The 13,849-nt window shown below is 69.4% G+C and carries 17 protein-coding genes; 11 read left to right on the top strand and 6 right to left on the bottom strand.

What is annotated here, in order from left to right; translation table 11 throughout:
* Positions 1-296: 296 nt before the first annotated feature.
* On the bottom strand, positions 297-653 hold the full coding sequence (locus NAG42_RS04940) for a hypothetical protein (protein ID WP_250029305.1): 357 nt from the start codon (positions 651-653) through the stop codon (positions 297-299).
* Between the two features lie 22 nt (positions 654-675).
* Complete coding sequence (mca, locus tag NAG42_RS04945) at positions 676-1,557, bottom strand: mycothiol conjugate amidase Mca (RefSeq protein WP_250028400.1); 882 nt, start codon at positions 1,555-1,557, stop codon at positions 676-678.
* 128 nt (positions 1,558-1,685) lie between these two features.
* Here mca and NAG42_RS04950 point away from each other — a divergent pair, with 128 nt between their 5' ends.
* Both NAG42_RS04950 and greA read left to right on the top strand, forming a co-directional pair.
* Positions 1,686-2,108 carry a DUF4307 domain-containing protein gene (locus tag NAG42_RS04950; protein ID WP_250028401.1) on the top strand — a complete coding sequence of 141 codons (423 nt, stop codon included), beginning with the start codon at positions 1,686-1,688 and terminating at the stop codon, positions 2,106-2,108.
* A gap of 138 nt (positions 2,109-2,246) precedes the next feature.
* A complete protein-coding gene (greA, locus tag NAG42_RS04955; RefSeq protein ID WP_250028402.1) occupies positions 2,247-2,741 on the top strand; it encodes a transcription elongation factor GreA in 495 nt (164 codons plus the stop codon).
* Positions 2,742-2,797: 56 nt separating this feature from the next.
* On the opposite strand, the gene ilvA is transcribed toward greA, so the two are convergent.
* The 3 genes from ilvA to NAG42_RS04970 are packed head-to-tail and all read right to left on the bottom strand — an operon-like array spanning position 2,798 to position 6,599.
* Positions 2,798-4,048: a threonine ammonia-lyase gene (ilvA, locus tag NAG42_RS04960; RefSeq protein ID WP_250028403.1), complete on the bottom strand. Its 1,251-nt coding sequence runs from the start codon at positions 4,046-4,048 to the stop codon at positions 2,798-2,800.
* A gap of 21 nt (positions 4,049-4,069) precedes the next feature.
* Positions 4,070-5,431 (bottom strand): amidase, encoded by a 1,362-nt coding sequence (locus tag NAG42_RS04965; protein WP_250028404.1) that lies wholly within the window; start codon positions 5,429-5,431, stop codon positions 4,070-4,072.
* Positions 5,432-5,447: 16 nt separating this feature from the next.
* Positions 5,448-6,599 (bottom strand): cystathionine gamma-synthase, encoded by a 1,152-nt coding sequence (locus NAG42_RS04970; protein WP_250028405.1) that lies wholly within the window; start codon positions 6,597-6,599, stop codon positions 5,448-5,450.
* A 24-nt stretch (positions 6,600-6,623) separates the two neighbouring features.
* On the opposite strand from NAG42_RS04970, the gene NAG42_RS04975 reads away from it, so the two are divergent.
* From NAG42_RS04975 to NAG42_RS04995, 5 genes are all read left to right on the top strand, one after another.
* Complete coding sequence (locus tag NAG42_RS04975) at positions 6,624-7,037, top strand: HIT family protein (RefSeq protein WP_250028406.1); 414 nt, start codon at positions 6,624-6,626, stop codon at positions 7,035-7,037.
* Positions 7,038-7,085: 48 nt separating this feature from the next.
* Entirely contained in the window at positions 7,086-7,748 is a 663-nt protein-coding gene (msrA, locus tag NAG42_RS04980; RefSeq protein ID WP_250028407.1) for a peptide-methionine (S)-S-oxide reductase MsrA, read from the top strand.
* A gap of 23 nt (positions 7,749-7,771) precedes the next feature.
* Positions 7,772-8,110, top strand: a complete 339-nt coding sequence (locus tag NAG42_RS04985) for a hypothetical protein (RefSeq protein WP_250028408.1) — start codon at positions 7,772-7,774, stop codon at positions 8,108-8,110.
* Between the two features lie 2 nt (positions 8,111-8,112).
* Complete coding sequence (locus NAG42_RS04990) at positions 8,113-8,763, top strand: nucleotidyl transferase AbiEii/AbiGii toxin family protein (RefSeq protein WP_250028409.1); 651 nt, start codon at positions 8,113-8,115, stop codon at positions 8,761-8,763.
* Between the two features lie 127 nt (positions 8,764-8,890).
* A complete protein-coding gene (locus NAG42_RS04995) occupies positions 8,891-9,220 on the top strand; it encodes a hypothetical protein (protein ID WP_250028411.1) in 330 nt (109 codons plus the stop codon).
* On the opposite strand, the gene NAG42_RS05000 is transcribed toward NAG42_RS04995, so the two are convergent.
* Positions 9,217-9,390 carry a hypothetical protein gene (locus NAG42_RS05000; RefSeq protein WP_250028413.1) on the bottom strand — a complete coding sequence of 58 codons (174 nt, stop codon included), beginning with the start codon at positions 9,388-9,390 and terminating at the stop codon, positions 9,217-9,219. The two genes, NAG42_RS04995 and NAG42_RS05000, sit on opposite strands and share 4 nt — an antisense overlap.
* 110 nt (positions 9,391-9,500) lie before the next feature.
* Between NAG42_RS05000 and NAG42_RS05005 the strand changes: the two genes are divergently transcribed.
* The 4 genes from NAG42_RS05005 to NAG42_RS05020 all read left to right on the top strand — a co-directional run bounded on the left by NAG42_RS05005 (position 9,501) and on the right by NAG42_RS05020 (position 13,646).
* Positions 9,501-10,919, top strand: coding sequence for a CYTH and CHAD domain-containing protein (locus tag NAG42_RS05005; RefSeq protein ID WP_250028414.1), 1,419 nt, complete (start codon positions 9,501-9,503; stop codon positions 10,917-10,919).
* A gap of 54 nt (positions 10,920-10,973) precedes the next feature.
* A complete protein-coding gene (gene ppk2 / locus NAG42_RS05010) occupies positions 10,974-11,948 on the top strand; it encodes a polyphosphate kinase 2 (RefSeq protein WP_250028416.1) in 975 nt (324 codons plus the stop codon).
* Positions 11,949-12,228: 280 nt separating this feature from the next.
* Positions 12,229-13,143 carry a ribonuclease Z gene (locus NAG42_RS05015; protein WP_250028418.1) on the top strand — a complete coding sequence of 305 codons (915 nt, stop codon included), beginning with the start codon at positions 12,229-12,231 and terminating at the stop codon, positions 13,141-13,143.
* On the top strand, positions 13,140-13,646 hold the full coding sequence (locus tag NAG42_RS05020) for a GNAT family N-acetyltransferase (protein WP_250028420.1): 507 nt from the start codon (positions 13,140-13,142) through the stop codon (positions 13,644-13,646). Before NAG42_RS05015 ends, NAG42_RS05020 begins: the two co-directional genes overlap by 4 nt.
* Positions 13,647-13,849: the final 203 nt, after the last annotated feature.

Consider the following 13,849-nt stretch of genomic DNA (forward strand, 5'->3'; position numbering starts at 1 on the left):
ATCCAGGAGCGACGGGCGGAGGCCTCGGGGACCGGCGGCGCGGTCACGAGAAACCCCACGTGAGCAGCGGCACTGGCGAATGCACGTGCATCTGCAGCGGAGAAAACAGCGGGCGGGGAATGGTCATTTTCGGCGCCCCCTTCCGCGCAGGGATCAGGGGCGGTTAGGCCCCCGGCGGAAGGCTAAATCAATACCGATGAACAGAACAGGGCTTGACGCACGACGCGTATCGCCTTTACGTCAGACCAATACGGTGTGTGTCGTCCATCGACAGTCACGAACGGCCTGCGACGAGGTCAAACGCGACGGTTATCGCCGTCGGCGGAGCCACCGTCACGGTGAGTAGTAGTGCCCGTGACCTCGTCGTCCGCGGGGGCGCCGGCGCCCGCCGATCGATCCGCTTCGACGTCTGGCGAGGCTCCGCCGGCACCGGGACGCTCGAGATCCGCATTGAGCCGGGCGATCTCGGCCTCACGCTGCGTCTGCTTCGCGTCAGGAAAACTGTCGGGAAGCCGACGCAAGCGCTTGTTCATGTTGCGGATCAGCAGAACAGTCGCTATGGACATGAGCACGATGACGAACAACCCCATCGGGCCGGCCAGGCCGCCCGACCGGGTGTCGCCGAAGTTGTTGACCGCGACAAAGATGTCCATGTCCATGGGACGAGAGTACTGCTCAGTGGGCTTCGACCGACTCTCGGATGCCCGCGAACAGGTCGGACTCGGGGATCGGGCTGTCGATGACCGACCGGGCCAACTCGAAGTCCTCGGTGGGCCAGACCTTCTGCTGGAGCTCGAGCGGGATCTTGAACCAGAAGCCGTCGGGGTCGACCTGCGTGGCGTGGGCCCGCAGCGCCTCGTCGCGGATCTCGAAATACTCGCCGCACTCGACCCGCGTCGTGATCTTGTCACCACGGTCGTCGCGGTCGGACCATTTCTCGAGCCACTCCGCGTACGGCGACTCGAGCCCCGCCGCCAGCATGCCCTCGTGCAGGGCGAGCATGCGGGCCCGGGTCCAGCCCGAGTTGTAGTAGAGCTTGCGCGGCTGCCACGGCTCGCCCAGCTCGGGATAGCGCTCCGGGTCGCCGGCCTGGTCGAACGCCACCACCGCGACCTTGTGACACATGATGTGGTCGGGGTGCGGATAGCCACCGTTCTCGTCGTAGGTGGTCATCACGTGCGGGCGGAACTCGCGGATCAGCTTGATCAGCGGGATCGCTGCGGTCTCCGGATCCTGCAGACCGAAGCACCCGTCGGGCAGCGGCGGCAGCGGGTCACCCTCGGGCAGGCCGGAGTCGACGAAGCCGAGCCAGGACTGCTCGACCCCGAGGATCTCGCGGGCCCGGTCCATCTCGGCGCGCCGGATGGTCGAGATGTTCTCCCAGACGTCGGGGCGATCCATCCTCGGGTTGAGCACACTGCCGCGCTCGCCACCGGTGCAGGTCGCGACCATCACCCGGACACCCTCGGCGACGTACCGTGCCATGGTGGCGGCACCCTTACTGGACTCGTCGTCGGGGTGCGCGTGCACCGCCATGAGACGCAACTGCTCAGCCACAAAGACTCCTCGTACCTGACCCGCGCCTCGCACCTGACCCGCGGCTGGCGGGCTGGTGTCGGCTGCGAAGATGGACCCTGCCATTCTGTCGGATCCCTCCGACAAGAAACGCACGAGAGGTGCCCGAGGTGGACGAGACGCGCACCACAGAGCCGGTCTTCCCGCCGGGCCGCTACGGACGGCGCCGCTCCGGGCGCCGCCGGTCGGTGGTGCCGATCGTCGTGCTGGCCGTCGTCGTCCTCGCCTCGCTGCTGCTCTCGGTCCGGCTCTTCCAGCAGTTCGGTCAGACCGACTACGAGGCTCAGATCGTCGGCTGGGAGGAGCCGTCCGGCTCCGTGCTGGCCATCGAGTTCAAGGTGCGGGTCCCGGCCGGTCAGGCCGCCGAGTGCGTGCTGCGGGCCCGCGACTACGACGGCTTCGAGGTCGGGCGGCGCACGGTGGTCGTCCGGGCCGGCCGGAACGAAACGACAATCGACGCGAAAGAGACCGTCCCCACGACGGCCCGGGCCAGCGTCGGTGATGTGCTCAGCTGTCGACCGGCAGCCTCGTAGAACCACCCCTCAATCGCACAAAACAGGCACCGTGCGTACCGCTGGTAAGCTTGGTGATTCGCTCCGTTCAGCATTCCGCTCAGTGATGCTGAGCTTTTTCCTTTTGTAGACGGCTTCGTTCCAGCAAGGAGATCGCCCGTGTCCAGTTCAGAGGCGCCCAAGACTTGGCTTTCTCAGGACGCTCACGACCGGCTGCAGGCCGAGCTCGACGAGCTGATCGCCGGACGCCCGGCCATTGCCGCGGAGATCAACGCGCGCCGTGAGGAAGGCGACCTCCGCGAGAACGGCGGCTATCACGCCGCCCGCGAGGAGCAGAGCCGGCAGGAAGGCCGGATCCTGTACTTGAAGGAGTTCCTGCGCAACTCCGAGGTCGGCGAGGCCCAGGCGGCCGACAAGGTCGCCCCCGGCTCAGTCGTGACGATCTATTTCGACGACGACCAGAGCGACACCGAGACCTTCCTGCTCGGCTCGCGGGAGATCGCCTCCACCACCGACCTCACGGTCTACAGCCCCGAGTCGGCGCTGGGCACGGCCATCCTCGGCGCGGCCGAGGGCCAGACCGTCACCTACACGGCGCCCAGCGGCTCCGACATCAAGGTGACTGTGGTCAAGTTCGGCCCGTTCGAGGGCTGAGCAGACGTCCGGAGCCCGCGGCGGTCGCCGCGGGCTCTTTCGTGTCCGAGGCGTGGTCAGGGCGTGGTGTCGGCCAGCAGCGAGACCCGGTATCCGGAGTGGCGCAGCGTGCTGATCAGCGCGGCCGAGTGATCGGGACCCCGGGTCTCGACCGACAACGCGACCTCCGCCTCGCCGAAGCTGAGCCGCGGGCTCTGCCGCGAGTGCGCCACGTCGACCACATTGGCCCGCTGGTCGGCGATCTGGCCCAGCAGCCGGGCCAGCTCACCCGGCCGATCGGTGCAGCGCACCGCGAGCCGCAGGAACCGGCCCGCCGAGGCCAGACCGTGCTCGATCACCCGCAGCAGCAGCATCGGGTCGATGTTGCCGCCGGAGAGGATCGCCACCGCCGGGCCGTCGTCCAACGGGGCGTAGGCGCCGGTCAGCAGCGCCGCCACGCCGGCCGCACCGGCCGGCTCGACCACCGACTTGTGCCGCTCGAGCAGCACCAGCAGGGCCGCCGACAGATCCTCGTCGCTGACCGTCACGATCTCATCAACCAGCTTGCTGACGTGCGCGAACGTGAGATCGCCGGGGCGCAGCACGCAGATGCCGTCGGCGATCGTGACGCCCTTCGCCAGCTTCTGCGGCGATCCGGCGGCCAGCGAGGGCGGGTACGCCGCCGCGCCGCTCGCCTGCACCCCGACGACCCGGATGCCGGGCCGCATCGCCTTGGCCGCGACCGCCACCCCCGAGATCAGGCCGCCCCCGCCGACGGCGGTGATGATCGTGGTCACCTCGGGACACTGCTCGAGGATCTCCAAGCCCACGGTGCCCTGCCCGGCGATGACGTCCGGGTGGTCGAACGGGTGGATCAGCACCGCGCCGGTCCGGTCGGCGAAGTCACGGGCGGCTTCGAGGGAGTCGTCGACGCTCGTGCCCGCGTACTCGATCGCGGCGCCGTAGCCCCGGGTCGCGGTGACCTTGGGCAGGGGTGCCCCCTCGGGCATGAACACCGTGGCCCGGGCGCCCAGCATCTCGGCCGCGAGCGCGACCCCCTGCGCGTGGTTGCCGGCGCTGGCCGCGACGACCCCGCGGGCCCGCTCGGCATCGGACAGCCGCGAGATGCGGGTGTACGCGCCGCGAACCTTGTAGGAGCCGGCGCGCTGCTGGTTCTCACACTTGAGCCAGACCGGGGTGCCGGTGATCTCGGTGAGCGGGCGGGACGGGATCAGCGGGGTGGTCTTGACCACGCCGGTCAGCAGCTCGCGGGCGGCCTCGATGTCGGCCGGCGCGAGCAGGTCGAGCGGGTGGGGGGCACCATTCATGCCCCGAATGCTGCCACTGCCTCAGACGAAGGCGTGACGCTGCCACGGATTGAGGACCTCGAACTGGCCGGCCACGGCGAGCAGCAGGGCCTCCGAGTCGGGCGGCCCGACCAGCTGGATGCCCAGCGGGAGCCCGTCCGGGCGGGTGCCGACCGGCACCACGATGGCCGGCAGGCCGGCGACGTTCCAGGGCGCGGCGTACGGCGCGTACTTCATGCTGGCCGCCATGTTGTGCCGCCACGACCCGGCCGCGAGCCCGTCGGCGAGCGGCGGCGCGGCGGCCAGGGCCGGGGTGAGCAGCAGGTCGAGCGAGTTGTCGGCGAAGAACCCGATCGCCGCCTCGCGGTACGCGTCGCGCTGCGACTGCCGCACCAGCCCGGCCCGCAACGCCCACTTGCCGAGACGGATGTGCTGCCGGGTCCGCGGCTGGAGCTGCGCGAGCTGATAATCGGCCGACTCCCGATAGGCCGAGGCGAACCAGGTGGCCAGCGTGCCGATGCCCAGGGTCTGCGGGTACGGCGGGTTGGCCGTGACCGTGTCGTGCCCGGCCTGCACCAGCAGCTTGGACGCGGTGCTCACGGCCGAGGCGTTGGGCTCGTCGGCGCGTACGCCGGCCAGCGGTGACCGGACCGAGACGCCGACCCGCAGCCGGCTCGGTTCGACCAGCTTGATCGGGTCGCGGCCGGCCAGCACCGAGAAGCCCAGGGCGGCGTCGGTCACCGTCGTGGTCAGCACACCGTTCTCGGCCAGGCCGTACCAGTTGGTGATGCCCAGGTCGGACGGGACCACGCCGCGGCCCGGCTTGAGCCCGACCAGCCCGCAGCAGGCCGCCGGGATGCGGATCGAGCCGAGCCCGTCGTTGCACTGCGCGATCGGCACCAGCCCGGCCGCCACCGCGGCCGCGGCCCCGCCCGAGGAGCCGCCCGGCGTACGGTCGCGGTCCCAGGGGTTGCGGGTGGCACTCTCGGCGTCGTCGGTGACCGCCCACAGGCCCATCTCGGGCATGCGCGTCGTCCCGATCACGACCGCCCCGGCCCCGCGCAGCCGGCGGACCACCTCGTGGTCGTCCTCGGCCACCGACGTCGTCCGGGCGGCGGCCGAGCCGTTCCAGGTCGGCAGGCCGGCGACGGCGGTGTTCTCCTTGACCGCGACCGGCACCCCGGCCAGCGGCAGGTTGGCCAGGTCTTCCTGGTCGTCGACCTTCTCGGCCTCGGTGATGGCCTCGCCGCCGCGGATCACCCGGAAGGCGTCCAGGGTCGGGTCGGTGATCGAGATCTGCTCGAGATGGTCGGCGACGATCTGGGTGGCGGTCACGTCACCGCGCCGGACCGCGCGGGAGATCTGCCTCGCTGTCGCGCCTACCCAGGTCGCCCCGTCGCTCATTGCCTCTCCGGATGTGTCAGCCCAGCGCCTGCTCGAGGTCGGCGAGCAGATCGTCAACGGTTTCGATGCCGACAGACAGTCGCACGAGATCGGCTGGTACTTCAAGCGCCGAGCCCGCAGCGGACAGGTGTGTCATCTGCCCCGGGTGCTCGATCAGCGACTCGATGCCGCCCAGCGACTCGGCCAGCACGAAGAGCTTTGTCCGGTTGCAGATGTCGACGGCCTTCTCCATGCCCCCGGTCGCCCGGAACGACACCATGCCGCCGAAGCGCTGCATCTGCTTGGCCGCGACCTCGTGCCCCGGGTGCGTCTCGAGTCCCGGATAGAGGACCTCGGAGACCGCCGGGTGCTCGCTCAGGAAACCGACGATGCGCTCGGCGTTGTCACAGTGCCTTTCCATCCGTACGCCCAAGGTCTTGACACCCCGCAAGGTGAGCCACGCGTCGAAGGGGCCGTTGACCGCACCCATCGCGTTCTGGTGGAAGGCGAGGGTGTCGCCGAGCTCGGCGTCCGCCGTGATCAGGGCGCCACCGACCACATCGGAGTGGCCGCCGAGGTACTTGGTGGTCGAGTGCACGACCACGTCGGCGCCGAGGGCGAGCGGCTGCTGCAGGTACGGCGAGGCGAACGTGTTGTCGACCACCAGCAGCCCGTCGAACTCGTGGGAGAGACCGGCCAGCGCGGCGATGTCGGCGATGTTGAGCAGCGGGTTGGTCGGGGTCTCGGCCCAGATCATCTTGGTCACGCCCGGCCGGAAAGCGGCGCGCACCTGGTCGAGATCGTCGAGCGAGACGGCCGTCCAGTCCAGCCCCCAGTTCTCGGCCACCTTCGAGAAGAGGCGATAGGTTCCGCCGTACGCGTCATCGGGGATCACGACGTGGTCGCCCGGCCGGCACACCGCGCGCAGCAGCGTGTCCTCGGCGGCGAGACCGCTGGCGAAGGCGAGACCGCGGCGGCCGCCCTCGATCGCGGCCAGGCACTCCTGGAGGGCGTCGCGGGTGGGGTTGCCGGAGCGGCTGTACTCGTAACCGAGCCGGGGCGCGCCGACGGCGTCCTGGGCGTACGTGCTCGTCTGATAGATCGGGGGCACGACCGCACCGGTCCGGGGGTCCGGATCCTGGCCGGCGTGGATGGCGAGGGTGTCGAACCCGTAGTCGTTAGCCGTCATGCTCGGCAAGGCTAGTCTCACCAGGTGGCATCGTGCGTCTTCTGCGACATCGTGGCGGGCTCGGTGCCCGCGTTCAAGGTGGTCGACTCGCCCGACGGGGTGGGGTTCCTCGACACCCGGCCGGTCTTCAAGGGTCATGTGCTCGTGGTGCCGCGTGATCACGTGGTGACGTTGCCCGAGCTGCCGGCGGCCGATCTGCCCGGATTCTTCGGACTCGTGCAGCGGGTGTCCGCCGCCGTCCCCGCCGCGCTCGGCGCGCAGGGCACATTTGTGGCCAACAACAACATCGTTTCGCAGTCGGTGGCGCACCTGCACTTCCACGTGGTGCCGCGGACGAAGGGCGACGGTCTGCGGGGATTCTTCTGGCCCCGGCACAAGTACGCGAGCGACGAGGAAGCACTCGACTACGCCGGTCGCATCGCCGCCGAACTCGGGTAAGGATGGGGTGCCCCCCGGCGTTGCACCAGCCGGATGAAGGGAGTGACCGTGTTCCTGCGGCACAAGAAGCACGAGCTGATTACCCCCGACCAGGCCCTGCCGGGCCGCCCCCTGGAGATGCCGGTCGCCGACAAGCACACCGTGCTCGGCACCCCGCTCAAGGGCCCGTGGCCGGCCGGCTTCGAGGTAGCGGTCTTCGGAATGGGTTGTTTCTGGGGCGCCGAGCGCATCTTCTGGGAGCTGCCGGGCGTCCATTCGACGTCGGTCGGCTACGCGGGCGGGTTCACCAAGAACCCGACCTACGAGGAGACGTGCTCCGGATCGACCGGCCACGCCGAGGTGGTCCAGGTCGTCTACGACCCCAGCAAGATCCAGTACGAGGACCTGTTGAAGGCCTTCTGGGAGAACCACGACCCGACCCAGGGCATGCGCCAGGGCAACGACGTGGGCACCCAGTACCGTTCCGCGATCTACACGACCACGGACGACCAGGCCCGCATCGCGAAGGAGTCCCTGGACGCCTTCCAGCCGGTGGTCACCGCGGCCCGTCGCGGCCAGATCACCACCGAGATCCGCCCGCTGGGCGCGTATTTCTGGGCCGAGGACTATCACCAGCAGTACCTCTCGGACGCCAAGAACCCGTACGGCTACTGCAACCACGGCCCCAACGGCATGACCTGCCCCGTGGGTATCGCCCGCGTCGCCGAGTAAAGTCCGGGGGCAAAGGGGGCACGATGACAGACGGCGAAGCACCGCGGCGGCGGTATGCGAAGCCCGTCGTCGTGCCCGCTCGGCTGGATCTGCTCTGTGGCCCGACCACCGGCGTGATCCACCTTCCGCGTCACCTCAAGTGGTCGGGCAGCCCCGAGTACGACCTTGGCCAGCCGGGCCGAGTGGTGGATCTCTATCGCGCTGTGATCAACGAGGCCGCCACGCCTACCGATCTCCATACCTACCTTGATCGGGAGACTGTCGTGCGGCTCTGGGATGAAATGTGGCTGCCGGTATCGGTGCGCCAGGCGTGGGAGGCTCGCTTTCCCGAGCTGGCACAGCACCGCACCACGGCGGCCTGAGGGTGGATCCCCGGCACGAGCGTCTCGCCGAGATAGCCCTGACGGCCGGCGGACGCTTCGGTTTCGCTCTGGCGGGCGGATACGCGGTCAGCGCCCACGGGATGGGCAATCGACTCAGCGGTGACGTCGACCTCTTCACGGACTGGCAGCGGCGCGGCGACTTCGTGCTGGCTGTCGATGAAGTGGTGGCGGCGTTGACCGACCACGGGTTCGACGTGTCCGAAGTCATCCGCACCGACACCTTCGCGCGCCTGCTGCTGACCGACCGCAGCCAGGCCGGGTCGGAACCCGACAAGCTCGAGCTATCGGCCGACTGGCGGGCTCACGCACCCGTGCAGCTGGAAATCGGACCGGTACTTCACCCGGACGACGCCGTGGCCAACAAGATGATCGCCCTTTACGGCCGCGCCGCGGCCCGCGACTTCCTCGACGTCGACGCCGCGATCGCGTCCGGGCGCTACACCCGGGAGCATCTGCTCGCACTCGCCTCGTCCGCCGACTCCGGCTTCGTCCGCGAACGATTCGCGCAGGCTTTGGGAGTTCTGAGCCGGATCACCGACGCCGACTTCGCCCTGTACGGCCTGCCGGCCGGTCACCTGAGCGAGATGCGAGAGCGGTTCGGGCAGTGGCGGGAAGAACTGCTGGGCGGCTGATCAACCACTGCTGAGCCTCCGGCAACTGCCGGGGGCTGTTTTCATGCCTCGGAGTGGAAAAGATCGACATGTCCCGAAGTGGTTCGCACACTGGTAGGGACAGCGGTTGAGCGGGAGGTGAACCCCCATGCCGATTTTTTACAACGACGAGGAACGGCAGGCCTGGACCCTGGCCGAGGCGCTCGCCGAGCAGGCTGAGGAGTCGATGCGCGAGGCCCAGGCGGCGCTCGAGACCTGGAAGACCGGCAAGGAGATGAACCGGCTGCGCTGCCTCCGCAAGGGGATCAGCGAGTCGGACGCGGAGATCCGCTGGTCGGCTTCGTCCAACGCGAAGAACGCGCTCACCAACAACGGCTTCTATGTCGGGCTGGCCACCATGTATTACGGCGCCGCCTCGGCGCATTACTCCCGGGCCCTCTATCTGCGCAGCCTCGGCGGGCGGCCGATGGCGGCCTAAGCCGGATCGTCCTCGGGTGCCGGTGCGGTCTGCGACTGCGGCGCGGACGGCGCCGGCGACGACGACGGGGCCCCGGCGGCCGGGGTGGCCAGCGCCAGGCCGAGCACCGCGCCCGCGCTGATCAGGCCGAGGCCGGCCAGTGAGATCGGCCGGCGGTCAGACTTCTCCATGCGAATTACCTCCGGGACCGACGGTGACAGCTTGGCCTGAGATCGGGCTGTGCAGAAGCTGCGAATCACTTGGCCTGTGTGGCCGTCACCCGCTCGGGCAAGATGAACGTATGGAGATCGCCACCGAGACAGAGCGTAAATACGACGTGCCTGCCGAGTTTCGGCTGCCCGATCTCGCCGGTAAGGCCGGGATCAGCAGCACCGGCGGCGCCCGCACCCACGACCTGGACGCCACCTACTTCGACACCGACGACCTCGCCTTGATGAGAAACCGCCGGACACTTCGGCGGCGCACCGGCGGCGACGACGCCGGCTGGCATCTGAAGACGCCCGGCGAGGGGACAGACCGGACGGAGCACCGCATTCCGCTCAACGGCCGGCCGGAGACGGTTCCGGCCGAGCTGACCGCCCAGGTGCGCGCGATCATCCGCCGCCAGGGTCTGCGGCCCATCGCCCGGCTGCGCACCCACCGGGTCGAGACGCCGCTGCGTGACGCCGACGGAACGACGCTGGCCCTGGTCGCACAGGATCAGGTGACCGCCGAGACCGACGGCCGCGAGCAGCGCTGGCAGGAGATCGAGGTCGAGCTGGTCGACGGCGACCCCAAGCTGCTCGCCGCCGTCGAGAAGGTGCTGCTCAAGGCCGGGGCCACCGTGGCCCAGGGGCCGTCCAAGGTCGCCCGCGCCCTCGGTGACAAGCCCAAGCCGGCGCCCGCCAAGAAGCCCGGAAGCCCCGTTCTTCAGTACGTGCGGGAGCAGCGCGACGCCATCACCGGCTACGACCCGGGCGTACGCCGGGGTGACCCCGAAGCCGTGCACAAGATGCGCGTCGGCACGCGGCGCCTGCGCAGCACCCTCAAGACGTTCAAGCGCACCTTCGCCGACGACGCCGACCTGGGCGACGAGCTGAAGTGGCTGGCCGACCTGCTCGGTCAGGTGCGCGACGGCCAGGTGCAGGAGGGCAAGCTGCTGGCCGGGCTGGAGGAGGCAGGCGAGCAGTTCGCGCCGGTGGCCGCGCGCATCCGCGAGCACCTCGACAACCAGGTCGCCGAGGGTCGCACCGCGCTCGGCGAGGCGCTCGACAGCGAGCGCTACCTGACTCTGCTCGACCGCATCGACCGGCTCGCCGCGCAGGAGTGGGTGGAGGCCGACCCGATCCGGCGGGCCGCCAAGAGCCTGGCCAAGGCCGACGCGCTGCTCGACGAGGCGTTGTCCCACGGTGAGGACCACGAGCTGCACGACGCCCGCAAGGCCTACAAGCGGGCCCGGTACGCGGTCGAGGTCTTCCAGCCGGCGGCCGGGAAACCGGCGAAGAAGCTGGTCGACGCGCTGACCGAGCTGCAGGACGTGCTCGGCGCGCACCAGGACTCGGTGGTCGCCCGGGAGCTGCTGCACGAGCTGGGGCAGGACAGTTTCTGGTTCGGTGTGCTCTATGCCCGGCAGGAGCAGGTGGGCCAGGACACGTACGCGCAGTTGCCGGTTGTCGTGGAGACCTCGCGCAGGAAGAGCTTCCGCGCCTGGCTGGACTGATTGTTCACCTCCCAGCTCGTTGAGTAGTCACTCGTTCTGGGTAGTAATTGAGACATGCAGTCGGAGGCGGAGCACGAACAAGATCAGCAGAACGGTCACCACGAGGACCTCACCACGAGCCCTTACGACGGACCGGTCACGGAGTTGGGTGGTTATCGGGTCGCCGACGATGACGACGACGACCCGGTGCTGCTCAACGCCGACGGCACTCCGGTCGACACCTGGCGCGAGGATTACCCGTACGACGAGCGGATGCCCCGCGTCGAATACGACCACGACAAGCGCTTGCTCCAGATCGAGCTGCTCAAGCTGCAGAACTGGTGCAAGAGCACCGGCGAGCGCCTGGTGATCCTCTTCGAGGGCCGCGACGCCGCCGGCAAGGGCGGCACGATCAAGCGGTTCATGGAGCACCTGAACCCGCGGGGCGCGTCGGTGGTGGCTCTCGAGAAGCCGAACGAGCGCGAGAGCACCCAGTGGTATTACCAGCGCTACATCAAGCACCTGCCCTCGGCCGGCGAGATCATGATGTTCGACCGGTCCTGGTACAACCGGGCCGGCGTCGAGCGGGTGATGGGCTTCTGCACCCGGGCCGAGTACCTCGAGTTCATGCGCCAGACGCCGGAGCTGGAGCGGATGCTCGTGCGCTCCGGCATCCACCTGATCAAGTTCTGGTTCTCGGTGACCCAGGGCGAGCAGCGCACCCGCTTCGCCATCCGGCAGGTCGACCCCGTACGGCAGTGGAAGCTCTCCCCCAACGACCTTGCGTCGCTCGACAAGTGGGAGGACTACACCGAGGCCAAGGAGGCGATGTTCTTCTACACCGACACCGCCGACGCGCCGTGGACCGTGGTGAAGAGCAACGACAAGAAGCGCGCCCGCCTCGAGGCGATGCGGCACGTGCTCGCCCGCTTCGACTACGAGAACAAGGACTTCCAGATCGTCGGACGGCCCGACCCGCTGATCGTCGGACCGGCCTCACTGGCGGTCGAGGGCACCGAGATGTCCCCCCGCGTATTCCCGCGTCTGTAGTGATTCAAAAAGTGTTGGCGAGCACCGCCTCCGGTGGTTAACGTGGCCGTACACGTGAAGGGAGGTGGTCCGAAGTTGTATAGCAACGGGACTCGTGAGGTGGCTGTCCGCTAGCCGCTGTCCTCGACAGCTTCGTAGCAATACGTCGAGACCGTGTGGCAGCGGTGCGGCGAATACCAGATAGCCACCCGACCCCTGGGGATCCGGCCTAGTCCGACCGGACCGTGCATACGTGTGCGGAAGTCCCCAGGGGTCGCTTCATTTCCAGGGGGATCCGAGGGTGCGCGAGCTGGTCGTTCTGGGCACGGCGAGCCAGGTGCCGACCCGGCATCGCAACCACAACGGATATCTCCTGCGCTGGGACGACGAGGTGATCCTCTTCGACCCGGGCGAGGGCACCCAGCGCCAGATGCTGATGGCGGGCCTCGCGGTCACCCCGATCCGGCGCATCTGCATCACCCACTTCCACGGCGATCACAGCCTCGGCCTGCCCGGCATCCTGCAGCGCATCTCGCTCGACAAGGTGCCGCACCCGGTCACGGTCCACTACCCGGCGGCCGGCCAGGAGTTCTACGACCGCCTGCGGCACGCCACCAGCTACTGGGACAACGCCGACATCGTTGCTTCGCCGATCGAGGGCGCGAGCTTCTCGGCGCCGACCTCCGCGGGGCGCCTGACGGCGCTGCCACTGCGGCATTCACTTCCCACGTACGGGTATCGCCTGGACGAACCGGACGGGCGCCGGATGGTCCCCTCGCTGCTGGCCGAGCACTGCATCACCGGGCCCGCGGTCGGCGAGTTGCAGCGGACCGGGCGGGTGGGCGACGTGACCCTCGATCAGGTCAGCGCCGACCGGCCGGGGCAGAGTTTCGCCTTCATCATGGACACCGGCCTCTGCGACAACGTGTACGCGCTCGCCGCCGGCGTGGACCTGCTGGTCATCGAGTCGACGTTCCTGACCGAGGACGCCGAGATGGCCGCCATGGTGGGGCATCTGACGGCGGCCCAGGCCGGTGCGGTGGCGCGCGACGCGGGCGTACGGAAACTGGTTCTGACCCATTTCTCGCAGCGCTACTCCGACGCGTCCCGGTTCCTCGACGAGGCGCGGCAGTCCTTCGCGGGCGAGATCGTGGTGGCCGAGGACCTGGGACGGGTGCCGTTGCCCCCGCGGCGGGCGGCTACCGTCGCGGGATGAGCGTTTCCCTGCGTACGGCCGAGGATCTTGACCTGATGGCCGTCGGATCGGTGCATCAGCGCTCCCGGGTGGCCGCCTATGCCGGCATCCTGTCTCCGGCCACGCTCGAGCTGCGGACGGCCGCGGCCTTCGGCGAGTGGTGGACCGAGCGGTATCGCTGGGAGCGCGACACCCACGTCCTGACCGTCGCCGACCGGGACGGCGAGGTTGTCGGCTTCACCTACGTCGGCCCGTCGGAGACGCCGGACGCGGCCGAGCTGTACGCCATCCACGTCGCGCCCGAGCTCGTCGGGGCCGGCGTGGGGCGACTGCTGATGGTGGACGCGCTGGCGAAGCTGGCCAAGGTCGGCGGCTCGCGGGCGGTCCTGTGGGTGCTGGCGGCGAACGAGCGGGCGCGCGAGTTCTACGAGGCCGGGGGCTGGCTGCCGGACGGTGAGACCCGCACGGAGCCGGTCAACGGCGAGCCGGTCGATCAACTCCGGTACAGCGTCGACCTCGGTTAGCTGGGCGGGAGCGCGAGACCGTGATGGAACGGGGGAACCTGTGGTCTCGCACTCCCGCCAACCGTCCCGCCCGAACCGGGGGCGCGTCTGGCCGGAGACGCTGGACCAGCGGAGGCGTGCCGGTCCTGGTTCGGTTCCAGGGCGGGTCCTGCAGGCGGGAGGTCGCGGCGCTGGCGGGGCGCTGCGGACTCACCGCCGAGCGA

This window comes from Paractinoplanes maris, from assembly GCF_023544465.1.
Taxonomy (GTDB): domain Bacteria; phylum Actinomycetota; class Actinomycetes; order Mycobacteriales; family Micromonosporaceae; genus Actinoplanes; species Actinoplanes maris.

What these genes read in the sequence shown, in the direction of transcription:
- NAG42_RS04985 (WP_250028408.1), top strand. Translation starts at nt 7,772, where the DNA reads ATGACAGACGGCGAAGCACCGCGGCGGCGGTATGCGAAGCCCGTCGTC.
- ilvA (WP_250028403.1), bottom strand. Translation starts at nt 4,048, where the DNA reads ATGAATGGTGCCCCCCACCCGCTCGACCTGCTCGCGCCGGCCGACATC.
- NAG42_RS04965 (WP_250028404.1), bottom strand. Translation starts at nt 5,431, where the DNA reads ATGAGCGACGGGGCGACCTGGGTAGGCGCGACAGCGAGGCAGATCTCC.
- NAG42_RS04940 (WP_250029305.1), bottom strand. Translation starts at nt 653, where the DNA reads ATGGACATCTTTGTCGCGGTCAACAACTTCGGCGACACCCGGTCGGGC.
- NAG42_RS05005 (WP_250028414.1), top strand. Translation starts at nt 9,501, where the DNA reads ATGGAGATCGCCACCGAGACAGAGCGTAAATACGACGTGCCTGCCGAG.
- NAG42_RS04970 (WP_250028405.1), bottom strand. Translation starts at nt 6,599, where the DNA reads ATGACGGCTAACGACTACGGGTTCGACACCCTCGCCATCCACGCCGGC.
- NAG42_RS05000 (WP_250028413.1), bottom strand. Translation starts at nt 9,390, where the DNA reads ATGGAGAAGTCTGACCGCCGGCCGATCTCACTGGCCGGCCTCGGCCTG.
- NAG42_RS05020 (WP_250028420.1), top strand. Translation starts at nt 13,140, where the DNA reads ATGAGCGTTTCCCTGCGTACGGCCGAGGATCTTGACCTGATGGCCGTC.
- ppk2 (WP_250028416.1), top strand. Translation starts at nt 10,974, where the DNA reads ATGCAGTCGGAGGCGGAGCACGAACAAGATCAGCAGAACGGTCACCAC.
- NAG42_RS04995 (WP_250028411.1), top strand. Translation starts at nt 8,891, where the DNA reads ATGCCGATTTTTTACAACGACGAGGAACGGCAGGCCTGGACCCTGGCC.